This is a genomic window from Achromobacter sp. ESBL13, assembly GCF_036668755.1.
Classification (GTDB): Bacteria; Pseudomonadota; Gammaproteobacteria; order Burkholderiales; family Burkholderiaceae_B; genus Achromobacter.
Map to the genome: position 1 here is coordinate 1 of NZ_JAZEVT010000001.1, position 14,639 is coordinate 14,639.

Below are 14,639 nucleotides of genomic sequence, written 5' to 3' on the forward strand. Positions count from 1 at the left end.
GTGGCCCGGGTCAGACCAGCGGGTCTTCGGGGCTGGATTCCGCCGGCAAAGGGCCGCCGGCCAGCACACGAACCAGATCAATGACGGTCAGGATTCCCATGGCCACGGACGCGTACAGCGCCGCCGTGTTGAACACCGCCAGGCGCATGCCGGTGACCGGCAGCACGGTGTCCATGCCGATCACGGTCTGCACCCAGCTGCCCTGCGCCATCAGCCACAGCACCCACAGCACCAGCAGCTGGCAAAAGATGTGAGACACACGGCGCGCAGCGGGTCCGAAACGCTCGACCAGCATGGTGACGCCGATGTGCTGGTGTTCGCGCAACGCAATGACGGCGCCCAGGAAGATCAGCCAGACAAAAGCCAGGCGGGATACCTCGTCAGACGCGTTGATGCCGGAATTGAACAGATAGCGCAGCGCCACGTTGCCGAACAGCAGCACGACCATGACGACCAGACAGGCCACCATCAGCCAGGTCTGCAATGCAAAACACCAATCGGCGGCACGGGCCAGCGGCGAACCGCCGCGCGGCCCGGAAGGGAAGGCTTGCATGTTTGTCTCCTGCCCGGTTTTTCTGGGCTTTTTTCGCTTATGCTTTGGCGGATGTTAGCGCTAACATTTCGCTTTTGGCAAGCCCCTGTTTTTTGCGTCAGACTACGCGCTTCCCACCCGACCACGAAGGCCAATGTCCATCCGTAAACCCCGAAGTTCGCACGCTGGCCGCGTCACCATGCAAGAGGTGGCGCGACGCGCCGGCGTCAGCGCCATCACCGTGTCGCGCGCGTTGCGCACACCGGACAAAGTGGCCGAGGCGCTGCGCCTGCGCATCGCGCGCGTGTGCCAGGAACTGGGGTACGTGCCCAACCATGCCGCCAGCGCGCTGGCTTCGGCCCGCTCGCAGACCATCGTGGTGCTGATCCCGTCGCTTAGCAACGTGGTGTTCGTGGACATCATTTCGGGCATCAAGGAAGTGCTGGACCAGCATGGCTATCACATGCTGATCGGGGTGACGGGCTATTCGCCGGATGCCGAAGAAGCCTTGCTGCGCAAATATCTACAGCATTCGCCGGACGGCTTGATCCTGACCGGCATCGACCACAACCCGGGCACCTGGGCCTTGCTGCGCACGCACCACATGGCCACGGTGCATACCATCGAAACGCTGGCGGGCGCCGACGACATGAGCGTCGGTTTCTCGCAGTTTGATTCCGGCTATGCCGCCTGCCGCCATCTGGTGGAACGTGGCCGCCGCCGTATCGGCATCATCGGCGCGCAGTTGGACCCACGTTCGTTGCGCCGCTGCGAAGGGGCGCGACAGGCGTTGCGCGATGCGGGTTGCTACGACGCCACGCTGGAGATCATGACCCCGGAAAAGTCGTCGATCAGTCTGGGGGCGTCGTTGCTGGAATCCTTGCGACAGCAGCATCCAGATTGCGATGCCGTCTTCTTCTGCAACGATGACCTGGCCCAAGGCGCGGTGTTTCAGTGCGGCAGGCTGTGCGTGCGCGTACCCGAGCAGATGGCCCTGATCGGCTTTCACGACCTGGCGGGCACGGCGTGGACGACGCCGCCGCTGTCCACGATCGCCACGCCGCGCTACCAGATCGGCGTGTCGGCTGCGGGCTTGCTGATGCAGCATCTGGCGGGCGAGCCTATCGCCCAGCGGCACGTAGACCTGGGCTTTACGCTGGTGCAGCGCGAAACCAGCTGAACGACGGCGCTAGCTTGCGCGGCGCATGGCCAGGAACACGCCCGAGGCCATGATCAGCGCCATGCCCGCCAACGCCAGCGTGTCGGGCGGGCGCTGGAACCAGAAGGTGCTGAACAGCACGGCCAGCAGCAGCTGAAAATAGTTCAACGGCGCCAGGGTCGCTGCCGAGACCCGTTGGAATGCGGCAATCAACAACACCTGCGCCAGGCCGCTGCATGCGCCCAGCGCGATGATGATCGCGGTATCGGCGGGCGTGGGCCAGGGCTCGGGCAGAAAGAAGGGCGCCGGTAGCGCCGTGACGATCAGGCAGATGATCGCCGTATACGCGTACTGCACCGGCCCGGGCACCTTGCTCGACAGCTTGCGTGTCAAAACCTGGAAGATCGCGTAGCAGATCGCGGACACGGCCATCAACAGCGTGCCCAACAGCGGCAGGTCGGCGCCGGGCCGCACAATCAGCAGCATGCCGGCAAACCCCACGGCCACCGCCAACCATTGCACGGGGCGCACGCGTTCGCCCAGCAGCCACGGCGACAGCGCCACCATGATGAGCGGCGACGTGAAGTAGATGGCGGTGGCTTCCGACAGCGGCATCCAGATCAGTGCGGTCATGAAGCACGTGGCCACCGTGGCCAGCGTGACGCCGCGCAGCACCAGCAGGGGTTTTTCCGGGGCATCGCGCAGGCGCATCCCGCTGCCATGCCGCCACAGCATGGTGACGGCCAGAACGATCACCGCCAGATACCGCATCACGTTCAGGAACGGCGCGGGGTAGCGTTCCAGCATGTGCTTGGACCCCGCGTCAAAGGTGGCAAAGGCCACCAGCGCGGCGAAGAACAGCAGGATGCCGGCATTGCGCGAGGCGGCGGGCGTAGGCAGGACGGCAGCGGAAACGGAGGCCATGGTGCTTGCCGCGCGTCAAGCGCCGGCGTGGCCCAGGCCTTGCAGGAACGCGTCCAGCGCGGGGCCGATCGCCTGCACCATGTAGCCGCCTTCCTGCACGACGACGGTGGGCAAGCGCAAGCCGGCCACGCGCGCGCCGATGTCCCGGTACGCGTCGATGTCCAGCTTCAGCACGCTGATGGGGTCATCCTTGTAGGTGTCGAAGCCTAACGCCAGCACCAGCGCCTGCGGTGCGTAACCGGACAGCGCTGTCAGCGCGGTGTCCAGCGCGGCCAGGAAGGGGGCGTTGCCTGAACCGTGCGCCAGCGGCAGGTTCAGGTTGTAGCCTTCGCCCGCGCCGTGGCCGCGTTCTTCCGCGTAGCCGGTATAGAAAGGGTAGTAGGCGCCGGGGTCCGCGTGCAGCGACACCGTCATTACGTCCGCGCGCTGGTAGAAGATGTTCTGCGTGCCGTCGCCATGGTGGGCGTCCACATCCAGCACCGCCACTTTGGACCAGGTCTGTAGCAGGCGGCTGGCCGCCGCCGCGCTGCTGTTCAAATAACAAAAGCCGCCGGCGCGATCCCGATGGGCGTGGTGGCCCGACGGCCGGCACAGCGCGTACGCCATGCCGGACGTGCCGGCAACGTGATCGGCGGCCGCCACCGCGCTGTGCGTGGACCGCAGCGCCGAACGCCACGTCTGCGGCCCGATGGGGCAAGACAAATCGCTTAGGTAGTACCCCGCTTGCGCCACGATGGACGGAGAGGGGCAGGGCCCGCGCCCCGCCTGTTCGACCCGGCCGTTGTAGTAAGGCGAAAGGTTGGGCAACACTTCCGGGCCCGGGTCCACGCCGGGCGCCTTCAACGACTGCCAGCGCGTGTAGGCGGATTCCAGAAAGTTCAGGTAGTCGGCGCTATGGATGCTTTCCAGCGGTTTGCGGCCATAGTCCGAAGGCGCTTGCACGGGGATGCCGCGCGCCGTCAGGGCGCCTTGCAGGCTTTCCGCGCGGGACGGCAGATCGGTAGGGGCGCTGATCCGCCCCAAGCGCATGAACTGCTGCGGGGTGTGCAGCAATTGTTCTTCCGAGAAAAACGCCTTCATGGTGGTCCTCGCTGACGCGTCAAGCCTGTTTGATTTCGATTTCGACAAAAACGAATTCGGTGTCGCTCGGGTTGATGACGTTGTGCTCAACGCCAACCGGTCGATAGTAGGCGATGCCGGTGGTGAGCTGGCTGGTGACCTCGCCGTCGGGCGTTTCAAGCAACAGCGGGCCGGTGGTTTGTGGCACCACCACGTAGTTCATGCCGTGGCGGTGCCACCCGGTTTCACCGCCGGGCGGAAAGCGCCATTCAGTGACGGTGACGCGGTCGTTGTCGATCTGCACGGTGGGAACGGCGGCGGGGCGTTGCACGGGGGAAGCTCCTGAAGTTGTCATGGTGTCGTGGTGTCGGTGTCGGTGTCGGTGTCGGTGTCGGCGGCGGCGGTCAGGCCATTGTCGCCTGCGTGGGATCCCAGTGTTGGCCGGGCACGGCGGCAATCAGCTGACGCGTGTAGGCATGCTGTGGCTTGTCGAAAATCTGGGTCGGGGAACCGTATTCCACGACTTTGCCACGGTGCATCACCAACACGGAATTGCAGATTTGCGCCGCGACCCGCAAATCATGGGTGATGAACACCAGCGCGATCTGCAAGCGCTGCTGCAAGTCATGCAGCAGTTGCAGCACCTGCGCCTGCACCGAGACGTCCAGCGCCGACACCGATTCATCGGCCACCAGCACCTTGGGTTCCAGCGCCAGCGCCCGCGCGATGCCGATGCGCTGGCGTTGCCCACCCGAAAACTGGTTGGGGTAGCGGTCGAAGGCGGACGGGTCCAGCCCTACCAGCGACAGCAATTCGCGCACACGCGCCTCGGCCTTGGCGCGCGGCACGCCGTTGGCTACGGGCCCGTCGCTGATGATGCGGCCCACGGTGTGGCGCGGGTTGAGCGAGGCAAAAGGGTCCTGGAAGATCATCTGGATATCGTGGCGCAATGGGCGAAAGCGCGATTCGGACATTGCGGCAATATCCTGGCCATTGAAGATCAGTTGCCCGCCGTTGATGCCCACCAGCTTCAGCAGGCACTTGCCGATGGTGGACTTGCCTGAACCGGATTCGCCGACTATGCCCAACGTTTCACCGCGCCGGACGCTGAAGCTGACGCCGTCCACCGCATGCACTTCGCGCTTGCCGCCCAGCCAGCCATGGCCAATGACGTAGGTTTTCTTCAGGTCTTTCACTTCCAGCACGGGCGCGTCATTGGCGGTGGCCACGCGTTCTTCGCCACGCCGATGCGGCACCGCCGCGATCAGCCGCTGCGTGTACGGGTGGCGCGGGCGGTTCAGGACTTCGTCGGCGGGGCCTTGCTCCACCAGCACGCCTTTTTCCATGACGGCGACGCGGTGGGCAATTTCGGCCACCACCCCGAAATCGTGCGTGACGAACATCACGCCCATGCCTTTCTCTTTCTGAATGCGCGCGATCAGCGCCAGGATCTGCGCCTGCGTGGTGACGTCCAGCGCCGTGGTGGGCTCGTCGGCGATCAGCAGGGCCGGCTCCAGCGCCAGGGCCATGGCGATCATCACGCGTTGGCGCTGGCCGCCGGATAGCCGGAAGGGATACACGTGATACAGCGTGGCCGGGTCCGGCAACCCCACGAAATCCAGCAGTTCAAGCGTGCGCTTCATGCGCTGGGCGCCCGGGTAGGCGTCGTGTACGCGCATGACTTCGCTGATCTGTTCGCCCACGGTCATCAGCGGGTTCAGCGCCGACAGCGGTTCCTGGAAGATCATCGCCATGTCTTTGCCGCGCATGGCTTGCAACGTGGCTTCGTCTTGCTGCAACAGGTCCTTGCCACGGAACAGGATGCGGCCCTGCTGCGGCGTCAGGTAGTCCGGCAGCAGGCCCATGATGGCGTTGGCGCTCATGGATTTACCCGATCCGGATTCGCCCACGATGCACAGGATTTCGCCGGCGCGGATGTCGTAGGAAACGTCTTGCACGGCAAAGGGCCGGTCGCCGCCGCGAGGCAGCGCGATACTCAGGTTCTGGATGGACAGCAAGGGCGTGGCTTCGGTCGTCATGTTGGCCTCCTATTCGCCGCGCTTGCGCAGTTGGGGGTTCAAGGCATCGTTCAGGCCTTCGCCGATCAGGTTGATGGCCAGCACCGTCAGCAGGATGGCCACCCCGGGCCACACGCTCATCCACCAGGCTTCGCGGATCATCGTGCGCGCCGCGCCGATCATGAAGCCCCAGCTCATCAGGTTGCGGTCGCCCAGGCCCAGGAAGGACAAGGACGATTCCGTCAGGATGGCGGTGGCTACCATGAACGAGGCCGACACGATGATGGGCGACATGGCGTTGGGCAGAATCTGCGTGCTGACGATGCGCGCCGGCGTCTGGCCAATGACGATGGCCGCCTGGACAAATTCGCGCTGCTTGAGCGTCATGAATTCAGAGCGCACCAGCCGCGCGGCGGGTGGCCAGGACACGACGGCGATCGCGCCCATGATGGAATAGACCGACGGGCTCAGGATGGCCACCAACACAACGGCCATCGCCAGTTGCGGAATGGTCTGGAAGAACTCGGTGAAGCGCATCAGCGCGTCGTCCACGCGGCCACCGCAGTAGCCCGCCACCGAGCCGACCAGAATGCCGAACAGCAGCGCCACCGCCGTTGACAGCAGGCCCACCATCAAGGACACCCGCGCGCCCCACACCAGGCCGGCGGTGATGTCGCGCCCCAGCATGTCGGTGCCGAACGGGAAGTCAGCGTTCGTGAATGGCGGAATCAGCGGGTCGGCCACCATCATCCAGGGGGACTCTTCATACAGCAGCGGCGCGGCCAGCGCCACAATGACCACGACCAGCATGATGGCAAGACCCGCCACCGCGCCGTAGTTGCGCATATAACGTCTGGCAAAAGCTTTCATGCGGCGGCTCCTTGCTGCGCGCCCGCGGCGATACGCGGATCAATCAGGCGGTACAACACATCGGTCAGCAGGTTGAACACCACCACCATGATTGATGTGACCAGGAAGATGCCCAGCAGCAATTGGTAGTCGCGCTGGAGCAGGGCGTCGAACATCAGGCGCCCGATGCCCGGCCAGGCAAACACGGTTTCGGTCAGCACCGCGCCGCCGGCCATCTGGCCCAGCTGGATGCCGGCGAACGTAATGACGGGCAGCAGCGCGTTGCGCAGCACGTGCACGCGGATTACCCGGCTGGGGCTGACGCCCTTGGCTCGCGCCGTTTTCACGAAGTCCATGCCAATCACTTCCAACATCGACGCCCGCGTCAGCCGCACGTACACGGCCATGAAGAAGCAACCCAGGGTGACGGTGGGCAGGATCAGGTGTTGGGCGATGTCGGATGCGCGCGCCCAGCCGGTCAGGCCCGAGCCGACGGTTTCCATGCCGAAGGCGGGCAGCCAGCCCAGCACGACGGAGAACAGCAGAATGCCCATCAACGACAGCCAGAACAGCGGCGTGGCGTACAGCAGCAGCGCGCCGGTCATCACCGAACTGTCGATCCAGCGGCGCTTGTTGCGGTAACGCGCCTTGGCCGCGACCACGCCCAGGAAGACACCCAGCACGATGGAAAACAAAAAAGCGCAGGACATCAGCAGGAATGTGGCGGGCAGGCGTTCAACGATCAGGTCCAGCACGGGGACGTGGTTGCGGTACGAGAAGCCCAGGTCCAGCTGGACCACGCCTTTCAGGTACAGCATCAGCTGCGTCAGGATGGGTTTGTCCAGGCCGAATGCCACGCGCAATTGATCGACGTAGGCGGCATCGCCCGCGCCGGCCTGGCCCGCCAGCACGGCGGCCGGGTCGCCGGGCGCCAGCCGGATCAAAAAGAAATTGATGATCACCACGCCCAGCACGACCACCAGGGCCTTGCCGACGCGGGACAGGAAAAAGGAAAGGAATTTCATGCTTGGGATGTCCTCTCGGGCTGAACGCGGGCGGCCAGGGGGCGCGCCCATGCGCTGCCGGGATCCGCCGCCGCAAGGGCTTTGCGGCGGCGTCTTGCTGCGCTTACTTTTCGATGTAGACGTCGTCGAACGAGTCGTTCAACCCGATCGCGGTCTTGACCAGGTTCTTCACGTTGGCGCGGTACAGGGTCGGGAATTCCATATCCACCAGGTAGCCGTTGGCCACGTCATTGACCAGCGTGGTTTGCAGCTTGGTGTAGATTTCCTGGCGCTTGGCCGGGTCAACTTCAGAGGCGGCGGCTTCCCATAGCTTGTCGGTCTCGGGGTTGCTGTAGCCCTGCACGTTGGCAAACGGCGAACCCTTGACGATGTTCGACGAGATATACAGCCGCTGTACGCCCAGCGCGGGGTCGCCGTACTGGTAGGTGAACGTGGTGGTCAGGTCAAAGTCCCAGTTGCCCGTGCGGCTGGCCCAGCCGCCCGCGTCGGTGGATTCCACGTTGACCTTGAAGCCCAGCTGTTCCAGGGCCTGCTTGGTGTACTCGCCCAGGCGATCCCAGGTGGAACCGTACGGAAAGCTCAGTTGGCGAATGGTGTAGTCCTCGGGCTTGATGCCCGATTCCTTGATCAGCGCGCGCGCCTTTTTCATGTCGAACGGCATCGCCGGCATGTTCTTGTCGTAGAACATCTCGGTCGTCACGAAGGGGCTGGTGGACACCTTGCCCAGGCCGAAGAAAATATTGTTGACCACCATGTTGCGGTTCATCGCGGCCATGATGGCCTGACGCACCTTCAGGTTGTCGAACGGAGGCTTGCGCATGTTGAAGATCAGGTAGGCCTGCGGCGAGAACATTTCCCAGCCGGCGGTGGTGTATTCCACCTTGGGCAGGGCGCGCAGGCGCTTGATGTCGACGTTGTCCACATCGCCGCCGCGCAGCACGTCCACGCTGCCGCGTTCGAACGCGACGGCGCGCGAGGCTGCGTCGGGAATCACGTTGAACACCAGTTCGTCCAGATACGGCTTGCCGGGCTTCCAGTAATCGGGGTTGCGCGTCAGCTTGATGTATTCGCCGCGCTTCCATTCCTTGAACATGAACGGGCCGGTGCCCACGGGCTTCTGGTTGGCCGGATTGGTCATGAAGTCCGTGCCGGCGTACAGATGCTTGGGCATCATGGGCGCAAAGCCGGGTTCGAACATCAGCATGAACGCGGGGAAGGGCGTCTTCAGCTTGATCACCACGGTTTTTGCGTCCGGGGCGGTCACCGAATCGACAAACTTGTTCAGGATGACGCGGGCGCGGGCATGCGTCTTGGGCAGCATTTCGGAAAGCGAGAACACCACGTCTTCCGACGTGAACGGCTTGCCGTCATGCCACTTGACGTTGTCTTGCAGGTGGAACGTGTAGGTCAGGCCGTCGGCCGCCGCTTCCCATGACTTGGCCAGGCCGGGCTGCGGCTTCAGGTCTGTGGAATAGGTCAGCAGGCTTTCATAGATCTTGCCTGCGACGAACTGCGTGGGGCCTTGCTGGTTGATGGCCGTGACAATCACGGGCGGCTCGGGCTGCACGATCATGTTCAGCGTGCCGCCTTTGGTCTGGGCCAAGGCTTGCGAGGCGGGTAGCGCGGCCGCAAGGACCAATGCGCCGATGCTTAGGGAGAACCATTTCTTCGATTTCACTGCGAGCCTCCGGGCTGGAAAGGGACTGACAGGTGACCGCCGCTGCGCGGCCGATGCCGTGCTTTGACAAGCAAACCTTGTGCCACCTGGGTTTCTCAGGGGTATTACAGGTAAAGCCGCTACCGCCATGCTTCGTACAGGTGCTGGGTAAGGCAGGCCGCGCACCAATGCGGCGAAATCGGCGGTGCACGCGCGGCGTGCCGAAAGACGTGGAGACGTCGGCGTCGGCCGCGCGGCGATCCGCGAAGAAACAGCTGCCGCTATCTTGCGGCGTTGGCCCGCGCCACCATGGCGTCAAGCAGGACGTTGCAGCCGGCTTCCAGATGCTCGGGTTGCGCGTCCTCAATTTCGTTGTGGCTGATGCCGTCTTTGCAGGGCACGAAGATCATGGCGGTGGGCGCCACCGCGGCCATGTAGACGGCGTCGTGGCCCGCGCCCGTCACGATGTTCATCGCGGGCAGGCCGCGGCTGGCGGCGCCTTGCCGCACCTTGTCCACCAGGTCGGTATCAAACGGCGTGGGGCGGAAATACTGCACGTCTTTCAAGTCCACCTTCACGCCATGGGCCACCGCAATGTCGTCGCAAGCCCGGCGCCATTGCTGGTCCATGCGCGTCAACGTGGCTTCGTCTTCGTGGCGCAGGTCGGCGGTAAAGCGGACCTGGCCGGGAATGACGTTGCGCGATCCCGGATACGCGTGAATCTCGCCCACGGTCCCGCGCCCATGCGGCTGGTGCGCGTTGGCGATGTTGATGACGGTCTGCACCAGAAAGCTGGCCGCAAAGAGCGCGTCGCGGCGGATTGCCATCGGCGTGGGTCCCGCGTGCATCTCCATGCCGGTCACTGTGATGTCGTACCAGCGCAGGCCCAGCGAGCCGGTCACGACGCCGATGGTCTTTTCTTCGTGTTCAAGGATGGGGCCCTGTTCGATATGGGCCTCGAAGTACGCGTCCACCGGGCGCCCGCCAACCGGGTCGGTGCCCGCATATCCGATCACGGCCAGCTCATCGCGTACCGATATGCCCTGCGCATCGCGGGCCGACAGCGCGGTTTCCAATGTGAACTTGCCGGCGAATACGCCGGACCCCATCATCACGGGCACGAAGCGCGAGCCTTCCTCGTTGGTCCAGATCGCCACTTCCAGCGGCGCTTCTGTCTGGACGCCGGCGTCGTTCAGCGTGCGCATCACTTCAAGACCTGCCAGCACGCCGTAGCAGCCGTCGAACTTGCCGCCCGTGGGTTGCGTATCGATGTGGCTGCCGGTCATGACGGGTGGCAGGTCGTTATTGCGGCCGGCGCGGCGCGCAAAGATGTTGCCCACCTGGTCCACCCGCACGGTCATGCCGGCATCGCGCATCCAGCCGGTGACAAGGTCGCGGCCTTGGCCGTCCAGCGCGGTCAGCGCCAATCGACAGTTGCCGCCTTTAGGCGTGGCGCCGATGCGCGCCAGGTCCATCAGCGACTGCCACAGGCGTTGGCCGTTGATGGACAGGGTAGACGTAGTCATGTGTTGCCTCGATGGTCGGTAAGGGGATCGAAGTCTTCGCGCAGGCGCGCCAGGATGCCAAGCAGGTGCGTGTGCATGGCGTGGCGCGCGCGAATCGGGTCTCGCGCCGTGATGGCGTTCAGGATGCGTTGATGCTCGGCATGGGCGGCGACCCACGCCTGCGTCGTGACGAAATAGTCCTGCATGCGGCTATACAGCGAGCTGGACTGGCTTAGATTCCACAGGTGCGCCACGGCTGACGCCAGCGCCGCGTTGCCGCAGGCGGCGCCGATGGCGCTGTGGAACGCGCGGTCGTGGCGGCCGGGCGAGTCGGTCAGCGACATGGCGGCATGGGCATCGCGGATACCGGCAATTTGCGCGGGCGTGGCCTGGTGCGCGGCCAGCGCCGCGCACTCCGGTTCGATCAGCATGCGGGCTTCTAGCAGGTCGAACGGCCCGATGTCGTCCTGTTCGGTCAAGGCCGGCCCGCCCAGGCTGGCCGTTGCGGGAAACGCGGCGCCGTCCGGCGAGGTGGTGACAAATACGCCGGTGCCCACGCGCACCTCGACGTAGCCTTCGATTTCCAGGGCGATCAGTGCTTCGCGGATCGACGCCCGACTCACCTGCAGTTGTTCGGCCAGTTCGCGTTCGGAAGGCAGGCGCGCACCGCGTAAGAAATCACCCGCCCGGATGCGGCCGGCAATCTGGTCGGCAATCATTCGGTACAAGCGGGTGGCGGCGACAGCCTGAAAGGTGCTCATCGTGGCGTGGGGTTGTCATGGCCTGGTGGTCAGGCCACCAATATAGGCACGCCGTTATTGAAATAGAAGGGGAAATTTGCGTTTTCAGGGAAAACGATCAGAGGGAATCTACGCCTTCCTATCCGGTGGTCAGGCCAGCTAGGAAGCTGTGCGCTTGCCCTGAAGCGGGCGATGGCGTTGCACCAGCGCCCCTTCCTTGCGTGCCCCGTTCAGGGCTCGTTCGTAAAGGCGCGGACCAGGCGCGCGATACCGTCCAGTTCGTCCTGGGCGCCTACCACCCATTCGGGCTTGTCGAAGGGGCTGTCGGACGGGGCGTTGTCCATGCCGGCCTTCAGGTCGTTAAGCAGTTCCAGCGCCATGTCGGTGGCTTGCGGGCTGCTGCGGGTGGAAAGGGCGATGGCAATTGCCACCGCCTGGCGCATGGCCAGCAGGCGGCCGTCCAGTTCAGTGCCCATGAGGCGTCCTTGTTGTGCAACGTGAAAGCCGCATTTTACGGGCGTGACTCGGCGCGCGGCCAAGACGCTGCCGCGTTTGCGCCAGATCAAGCTGCGGCTGCCCGCAAGGGCGAATAATCCAAGGTATGCAAGCCGCCCTAAGCCCCATCGTTTCATCGCCCGCGCCTGCCGCCGCCGAACCGTTCTTTCCCCCTCGATTGCTGGCGAGGCTGGACAAGAACGGGCCACGCTACACCTCGTATCCCACCGCCGACCGCTATCACGGCAATTTTGGCGAACAGGACTACCGCGCCGCGCTGCGTCAGCGCCGCGCCAACGGTGGGGCCGAGCCGCTGTCGCTATATGTGCACATTCCGTTCTGCGATTCGGTTTGCTATTACTGCGCGTGCAACAAGGTGGTGACGCGTCATCACGACCGCGCGGTGCGCTACCTGGAGGCGCTGGCGCAAGAAATCGCGTTGCACGTGACGGAGCTGGGCCCGGGCGTACCGGTGTCGCAACTGCACTTTGGCGGCGGCACGCCCACCTTCCTGTCCGACGCGGAATTGACCCGCTTGATGCAGGACCTAAGATCGGCGTTCCGGTTCGAGAGCGATGCCGAGATTTCCATCGAAGTCGATCCTCGCACGGCCACGCCGCAGCGTCTGGCGCACCTTCGCCAGTTGGGCTTTAACCGCCTGAGCTTCGGCGTGCAGGATTTTGACGAGCGGGTGCAAAAGGCGGTGCATCGGGTGCAGTCTTTCGACGACGTCCGGGCGCTGATGCAAAGCGCGCGGGCGCTGGGCTACGACTCGGTCAACATGGACCTGATCTACGGGCTGCCGCTGCAAACCGCGGAATCGTTCGCGCGTACGATCAAGCAGGTGGTGGCGTTGCGGCCCGACCGCATTGCGCTGTACGCCTACGCGCACCTGCCCGAACGCTTCAAGCCCCAACGCCGCATCCATGAAGCGGACCTGCCTAACCGCGAGACCCGGGTGGGCCTGCTTGGCGCGGCCATCGACGGCTTTCTGCAGCAGGGCTACACGTACATCGGCATGGACCATTTCGCGCTGAACACCGACGCGCTGGCAATCGCCAAGCAGCGCGGCCAGTTGCACCGGAATTTTCAGGGCTATAGCACTCAGCCCGATCGGGACCTGGTCGCGCTGGGCGTGTCGGCCATCGGCCGCATCGGCAACACGTACAGCCAGAACGCAAAGGTGCTGGACGCGTATTACGGCGCAATCGAATCCGGCCATTTCGCGGTGGAACGCGGGCTTGCCCTGTCCAGCGACGACCTGGTAAGGCGGGACGTCATCATGGACGTCATGTGCCAGGGCCGGGTGGACTTCGCCGCCGTCGAGGCGCGCCACGGCGTGCGCTTTGGCGACTACTTCAGCCGCGAATTGCTGCAAATGGCGAACCTGGCTGAATTGGGCCTGGTCAATCTGCGTGCGGGCGAAGTCGAGGTGACCGGGCTGGGCTGGTATTTCGTGCGCGCCGTCGCCATGGCGTTCGACGGGTACCTGGGCAGCGCCGTCAGCGGCGCCAGCTATTCCCGCATCATCTGACGCGGCGCCTGTGCGGGTTGGGCTCATTCCGCGAACTTCTCGCGCAGGTATAGGGCCAGCGACAGATCATCGGCCAGTTGCAGTTTTTGCATCGCGCGTCGCTTGTGGGTGCTGATCGTCTTTTTGCTGCGCGACAGGCGCGCCGCAATCTGAGTGACCGACAGGCCCTGGCTGATATGGCGCAGGATCTCGATTTCGGATGTGGTCAGCGTCGCGTGGGGATGGTCGGGCAGCACGGGGCGGACCTTGCCGTCCTGCACGGAAAGAAAGGTCTTTTTGTTGCTGAGTACGGCTCGGATGATTTCGGGCAGCAACACCATTCCCCATTGCTTGGCCAGATAGCCGTTGGCGCCCGCGCGATACGCCGCGTATTGCGTTTCCTGCCGGTTCCCCGCCGAAAACGTGATGAGGGCCAGGGCAGGGTGGTGCCGCCGTAGCCGCCGCAGGAAGTTGACGCCGTCCCAGGGTTCCTGGGGTAGATAAAAATCCACCAGCGCCACGTCACAGGGCGTATGACGCAGCTTATCAAGCATTTCGCGCGCCGATGTCTCTCGGTGCAGCACCCGAAAGCCGGGGCGGCTTTCAAGGTATGCGCCCACGCCAAGGGCAACGACGGGATGGTCGTCGAGTATTGCCACCTTGATCACCGACGGCAGCCGCGACAGCAGCATATGCCTGCGCGCGCCGGTGCGCACGCCTTCGCCGCAGCGTGGCGGGTTGGAAATAGAGGCTGCTTTGGTCACACGTATTGGGACAGCTTTCATCGATGCTCCACAAGCCGGTAGCGCGAACCGCGTCGCGCTTTTTCTCGGCCAGAGTTGAAGTCCGGAGCACGCTCCGCGCCTGGTCATAAATTTGCGATGGAAGGTTACGTTTTCGAAAGCCTGTCCGGACCGGAATCACCCGAATATCGGACCGTTGCACCCTTGAACAAGCATTCAATCTGCCGCAAGAGTGGGCATATTCGCTTGACTGCCGCCCGGAAAAGGCGCAAAGGGTGCTACAATCGACACGTTAATTTCGGTCGATCCGTTGGAGGTCGGGGTGTTCCCGGCCCGGTTTTGGTTGGTATCGATCGCGCAACCTTGTAACGCGCCGTCCCGGCGCGTTTGAACAGGCTCAGAATCATGTTTTTCCTGCTG

Annotated in this window: 14 protein-coding genes; 2 read left to right on the top strand and 12 right to left on the bottom strand. The window is 64.2% G+C overall.

Annotated elements, in window-relative coordinates; genetic code table 11:
* Positions 1-10: 10 nt before the first annotated feature.
* A complete protein-coding gene (locus V6F88_RS00005; protein WP_332607338.1) occupies positions 11-553 on the bottom strand; it encodes a TRAP transporter small permease in 543 nt (180 codons plus the stop codon).
* Positions 554-686: 133 nt separating this feature from the next.
* On the opposite strand from V6F88_RS00005, the gene V6F88_RS00010 reads away from it, so the two are divergent.
* Positions 687-1,712 carry a LacI family DNA-binding transcriptional regulator gene (locus tag V6F88_RS00010; RefSeq protein WP_332607339.1) on the top strand — a complete coding sequence of 342 codons (1,026 nt, stop codon included), beginning with the start codon at positions 687-689 and terminating at the stop codon, positions 1,710-1,712.
* 9 nt (positions 1,713-1,721) lie between these two features.
* Here the strand turns inward: V6F88_RS00010 and V6F88_RS00015 are convergent, their stop codons facing one another.
* From V6F88_RS00015 to V6F88_RS00060, 10 genes are all read right to left on the bottom strand, one after another.
* Positions 1,722-2,615, bottom strand: coding sequence for a DMT family transporter (locus V6F88_RS00015; protein ID WP_332607340.1), 894 nt, complete (start codon positions 2,613-2,615; stop codon positions 1,722-1,724).
* A 15-nt stretch (positions 2,616-2,630) separates the two neighbouring features.
* Positions 2,631-3,695, bottom strand: a complete 1,065-nt coding sequence (locus tag V6F88_RS00020; RefSeq protein ID WP_332607341.1) for a histone deacetylase family protein — start codon at positions 3,693-3,695, stop codon at positions 2,631-2,633.
* Between the two features lie 19 nt (positions 3,696-3,714).
* The gene (locus tag V6F88_RS00025) at positions 3,715-4,005 is read right to left on the bottom strand and encodes a cupin domain-containing protein (protein WP_332607342.1); all 291 of its coding nucleotides are present in this window, start codon (positions 4,003-4,005) and stop codon (positions 3,715-3,717) included.
* Positions 4,006-4,078: 73 nt separating this feature from the next.
* Positions 4,079-5,713, bottom strand: a complete 1,635-nt coding sequence (locus tag V6F88_RS00030) for an ABC transporter ATP-binding protein (RefSeq protein ID WP_332607343.1) — start codon at positions 5,711-5,713, stop codon at positions 4,079-4,081.
* A 9-nt stretch (positions 5,714-5,722) separates the two neighbouring features.
* Positions 5,723-6,562, bottom strand: coding sequence for an ABC transporter permease (locus V6F88_RS00035; RefSeq protein ID WP_332607344.1), 840 nt, complete (start codon positions 6,560-6,562; stop codon positions 5,723-5,725).
* Positions 6,559-7,566: an ABC transporter permease gene (locus V6F88_RS00040; RefSeq protein ID WP_162941181.1), complete on the bottom strand. Its 1,008-nt coding sequence runs from the start codon at positions 7,564-7,566 to the stop codon at positions 6,559-6,561. The genes V6F88_RS00035 and V6F88_RS00040 overlap by 4 nt, the downstream gene beginning before the upstream one ends.
* A gap of 103 nt (positions 7,567-7,669) precedes the next feature.
* Positions 7,670-9,244: an ABC transporter substrate-binding protein gene (locus tag V6F88_RS00045; protein WP_332607345.1), complete on the bottom strand. Its 1,575-nt coding sequence runs from the start codon at positions 9,242-9,244 to the stop codon at positions 7,670-7,672.
* Positions 9,245-9,504: 260 nt separating this feature from the next.
* The gene (locus V6F88_RS00050) at positions 9,505-10,749 is read right to left on the bottom strand and encodes a Zn-dependent hydrolase (RefSeq protein ID WP_332607346.1); all 1,245 of its coding nucleotides are present in this window, start codon (positions 10,747-10,749) and stop codon (positions 9,505-9,507) included.
* Positions 10,746-11,489, bottom strand: a complete 744-nt coding sequence (locus tag V6F88_RS00055; protein ID WP_332607347.1) for a FadR/GntR family transcriptional regulator — start codon at positions 11,487-11,489, stop codon at positions 10,746-10,748. The genes V6F88_RS00050 and V6F88_RS00055 overlap by 4 nt, the downstream gene beginning before the upstream one ends.
* Before the next feature lie 209 nt (positions 11,490-11,698).
* A complete protein-coding gene (locus V6F88_RS00060) occupies positions 11,699-11,944 on the bottom strand; it encodes a hypothetical protein (protein ID WP_332607348.1) in 246 nt (81 codons plus the stop codon).
* A gap of 125 nt (positions 11,945-12,069) precedes the next feature.
* Here V6F88_RS00060 and hemN point away from each other — a divergent pair, with 125 nt between their 5' ends.
* A complete protein-coding gene (hemN, locus tag V6F88_RS00065) occupies positions 12,070-13,497 on the top strand; it encodes an oxygen-independent coproporphyrinogen III oxidase (protein ID WP_332607349.1) in 1,428 nt (475 codons plus the stop codon).
* Between the two features lie 23 nt (positions 13,498-13,520).
* Here hemN and V6F88_RS00070 read toward each other — a convergent pair whose 3' ends face one another.
* Entirely contained in the window at positions 13,521-14,261 is a 741-nt protein-coding gene (locus V6F88_RS00070; protein WP_332607350.1) for a response regulator transcription factor, read from the bottom strand.
* Positions 14,262-14,639: the final 378 nt, after the last annotated feature.

Bases quoted from the DNA above. Each gene is read 5' to 3' on its own strand.
- V6F88_RS00005 (WP_332607338.1), bottom strand. From the start codon at position 553: ATGCAAGCCTTCCCTTCCGGGCCGCGCGGCGGTTCGCCGCTGGCCCGT.
- V6F88_RS00010 (WP_332607339.1), top strand. From the start codon at position 687: ATGTCCATCCGTAAACCCCGAAGTTCGCACGCTGGCCGCGTCACCATG.
- V6F88_RS00015 (WP_332607340.1), bottom strand. From the start codon at position 2,615: ATGGCCTCCGTTTCCGCTGCCGTCCTGCCTACGCCCGCCGCCTCGCGC.
- V6F88_RS00020 (WP_332607341.1), bottom strand. From the start codon at position 3,695: ATGAAGGCGTTTTTCTCGGAAGAACAATTGCTGCACACCCCGCAGCAG.
- V6F88_RS00030 (WP_332607343.1), bottom strand. From the start codon at position 5,713: ATGACGACCGAAGCCACGCCCTTGCTGTCCATCCAGAACCTGAGTATC.
- V6F88_RS00035 (WP_332607344.1), bottom strand. From the start codon at position 6,562: ATGAAAGCTTTTGCCAGACGTTATATGCGCAACTACGGCGCGGTGGCG.
- V6F88_RS00040 (WP_162941181.1), bottom strand. From the start codon at position 7,566: ATGAAATTCCTTTCCTTTTTCCTGTCCCGCGTCGGCAAGGCCCTGGTG.
- V6F88_RS00050 (WP_332607346.1), bottom strand. From the start codon at position 10,749: ATGACTACGTCTACCCTGTCCATCAACGGCCAACGCCTGTGGCAGTCG.
- V6F88_RS00055 (WP_332607347.1), bottom strand. From the start codon at position 11,489: ATGAGCACCTTTCAGGCTGTCGCCGCCACCCGCTTGTACCGAATGATT.
- V6F88_RS00060 (WP_332607348.1), bottom strand. From the start codon at position 11,944: ATGGGCACTGAACTGGACGGCCGCCTGCTGGCCATGCGCCAGGCGGTG.
- hemN (WP_332607349.1), top strand. From the start codon at position 12,070: ATGCAAGCCGCCCTAAGCCCCATCGTTTCATCGCCCGCGCCTGCCGCC.
- V6F88_RS00070 (WP_332607350.1), bottom strand. From the start codon at position 14,261: ATGAAAGCTGTCCCAATACGTGTGACCAAAGCAGCCTCTATTTCCAAC.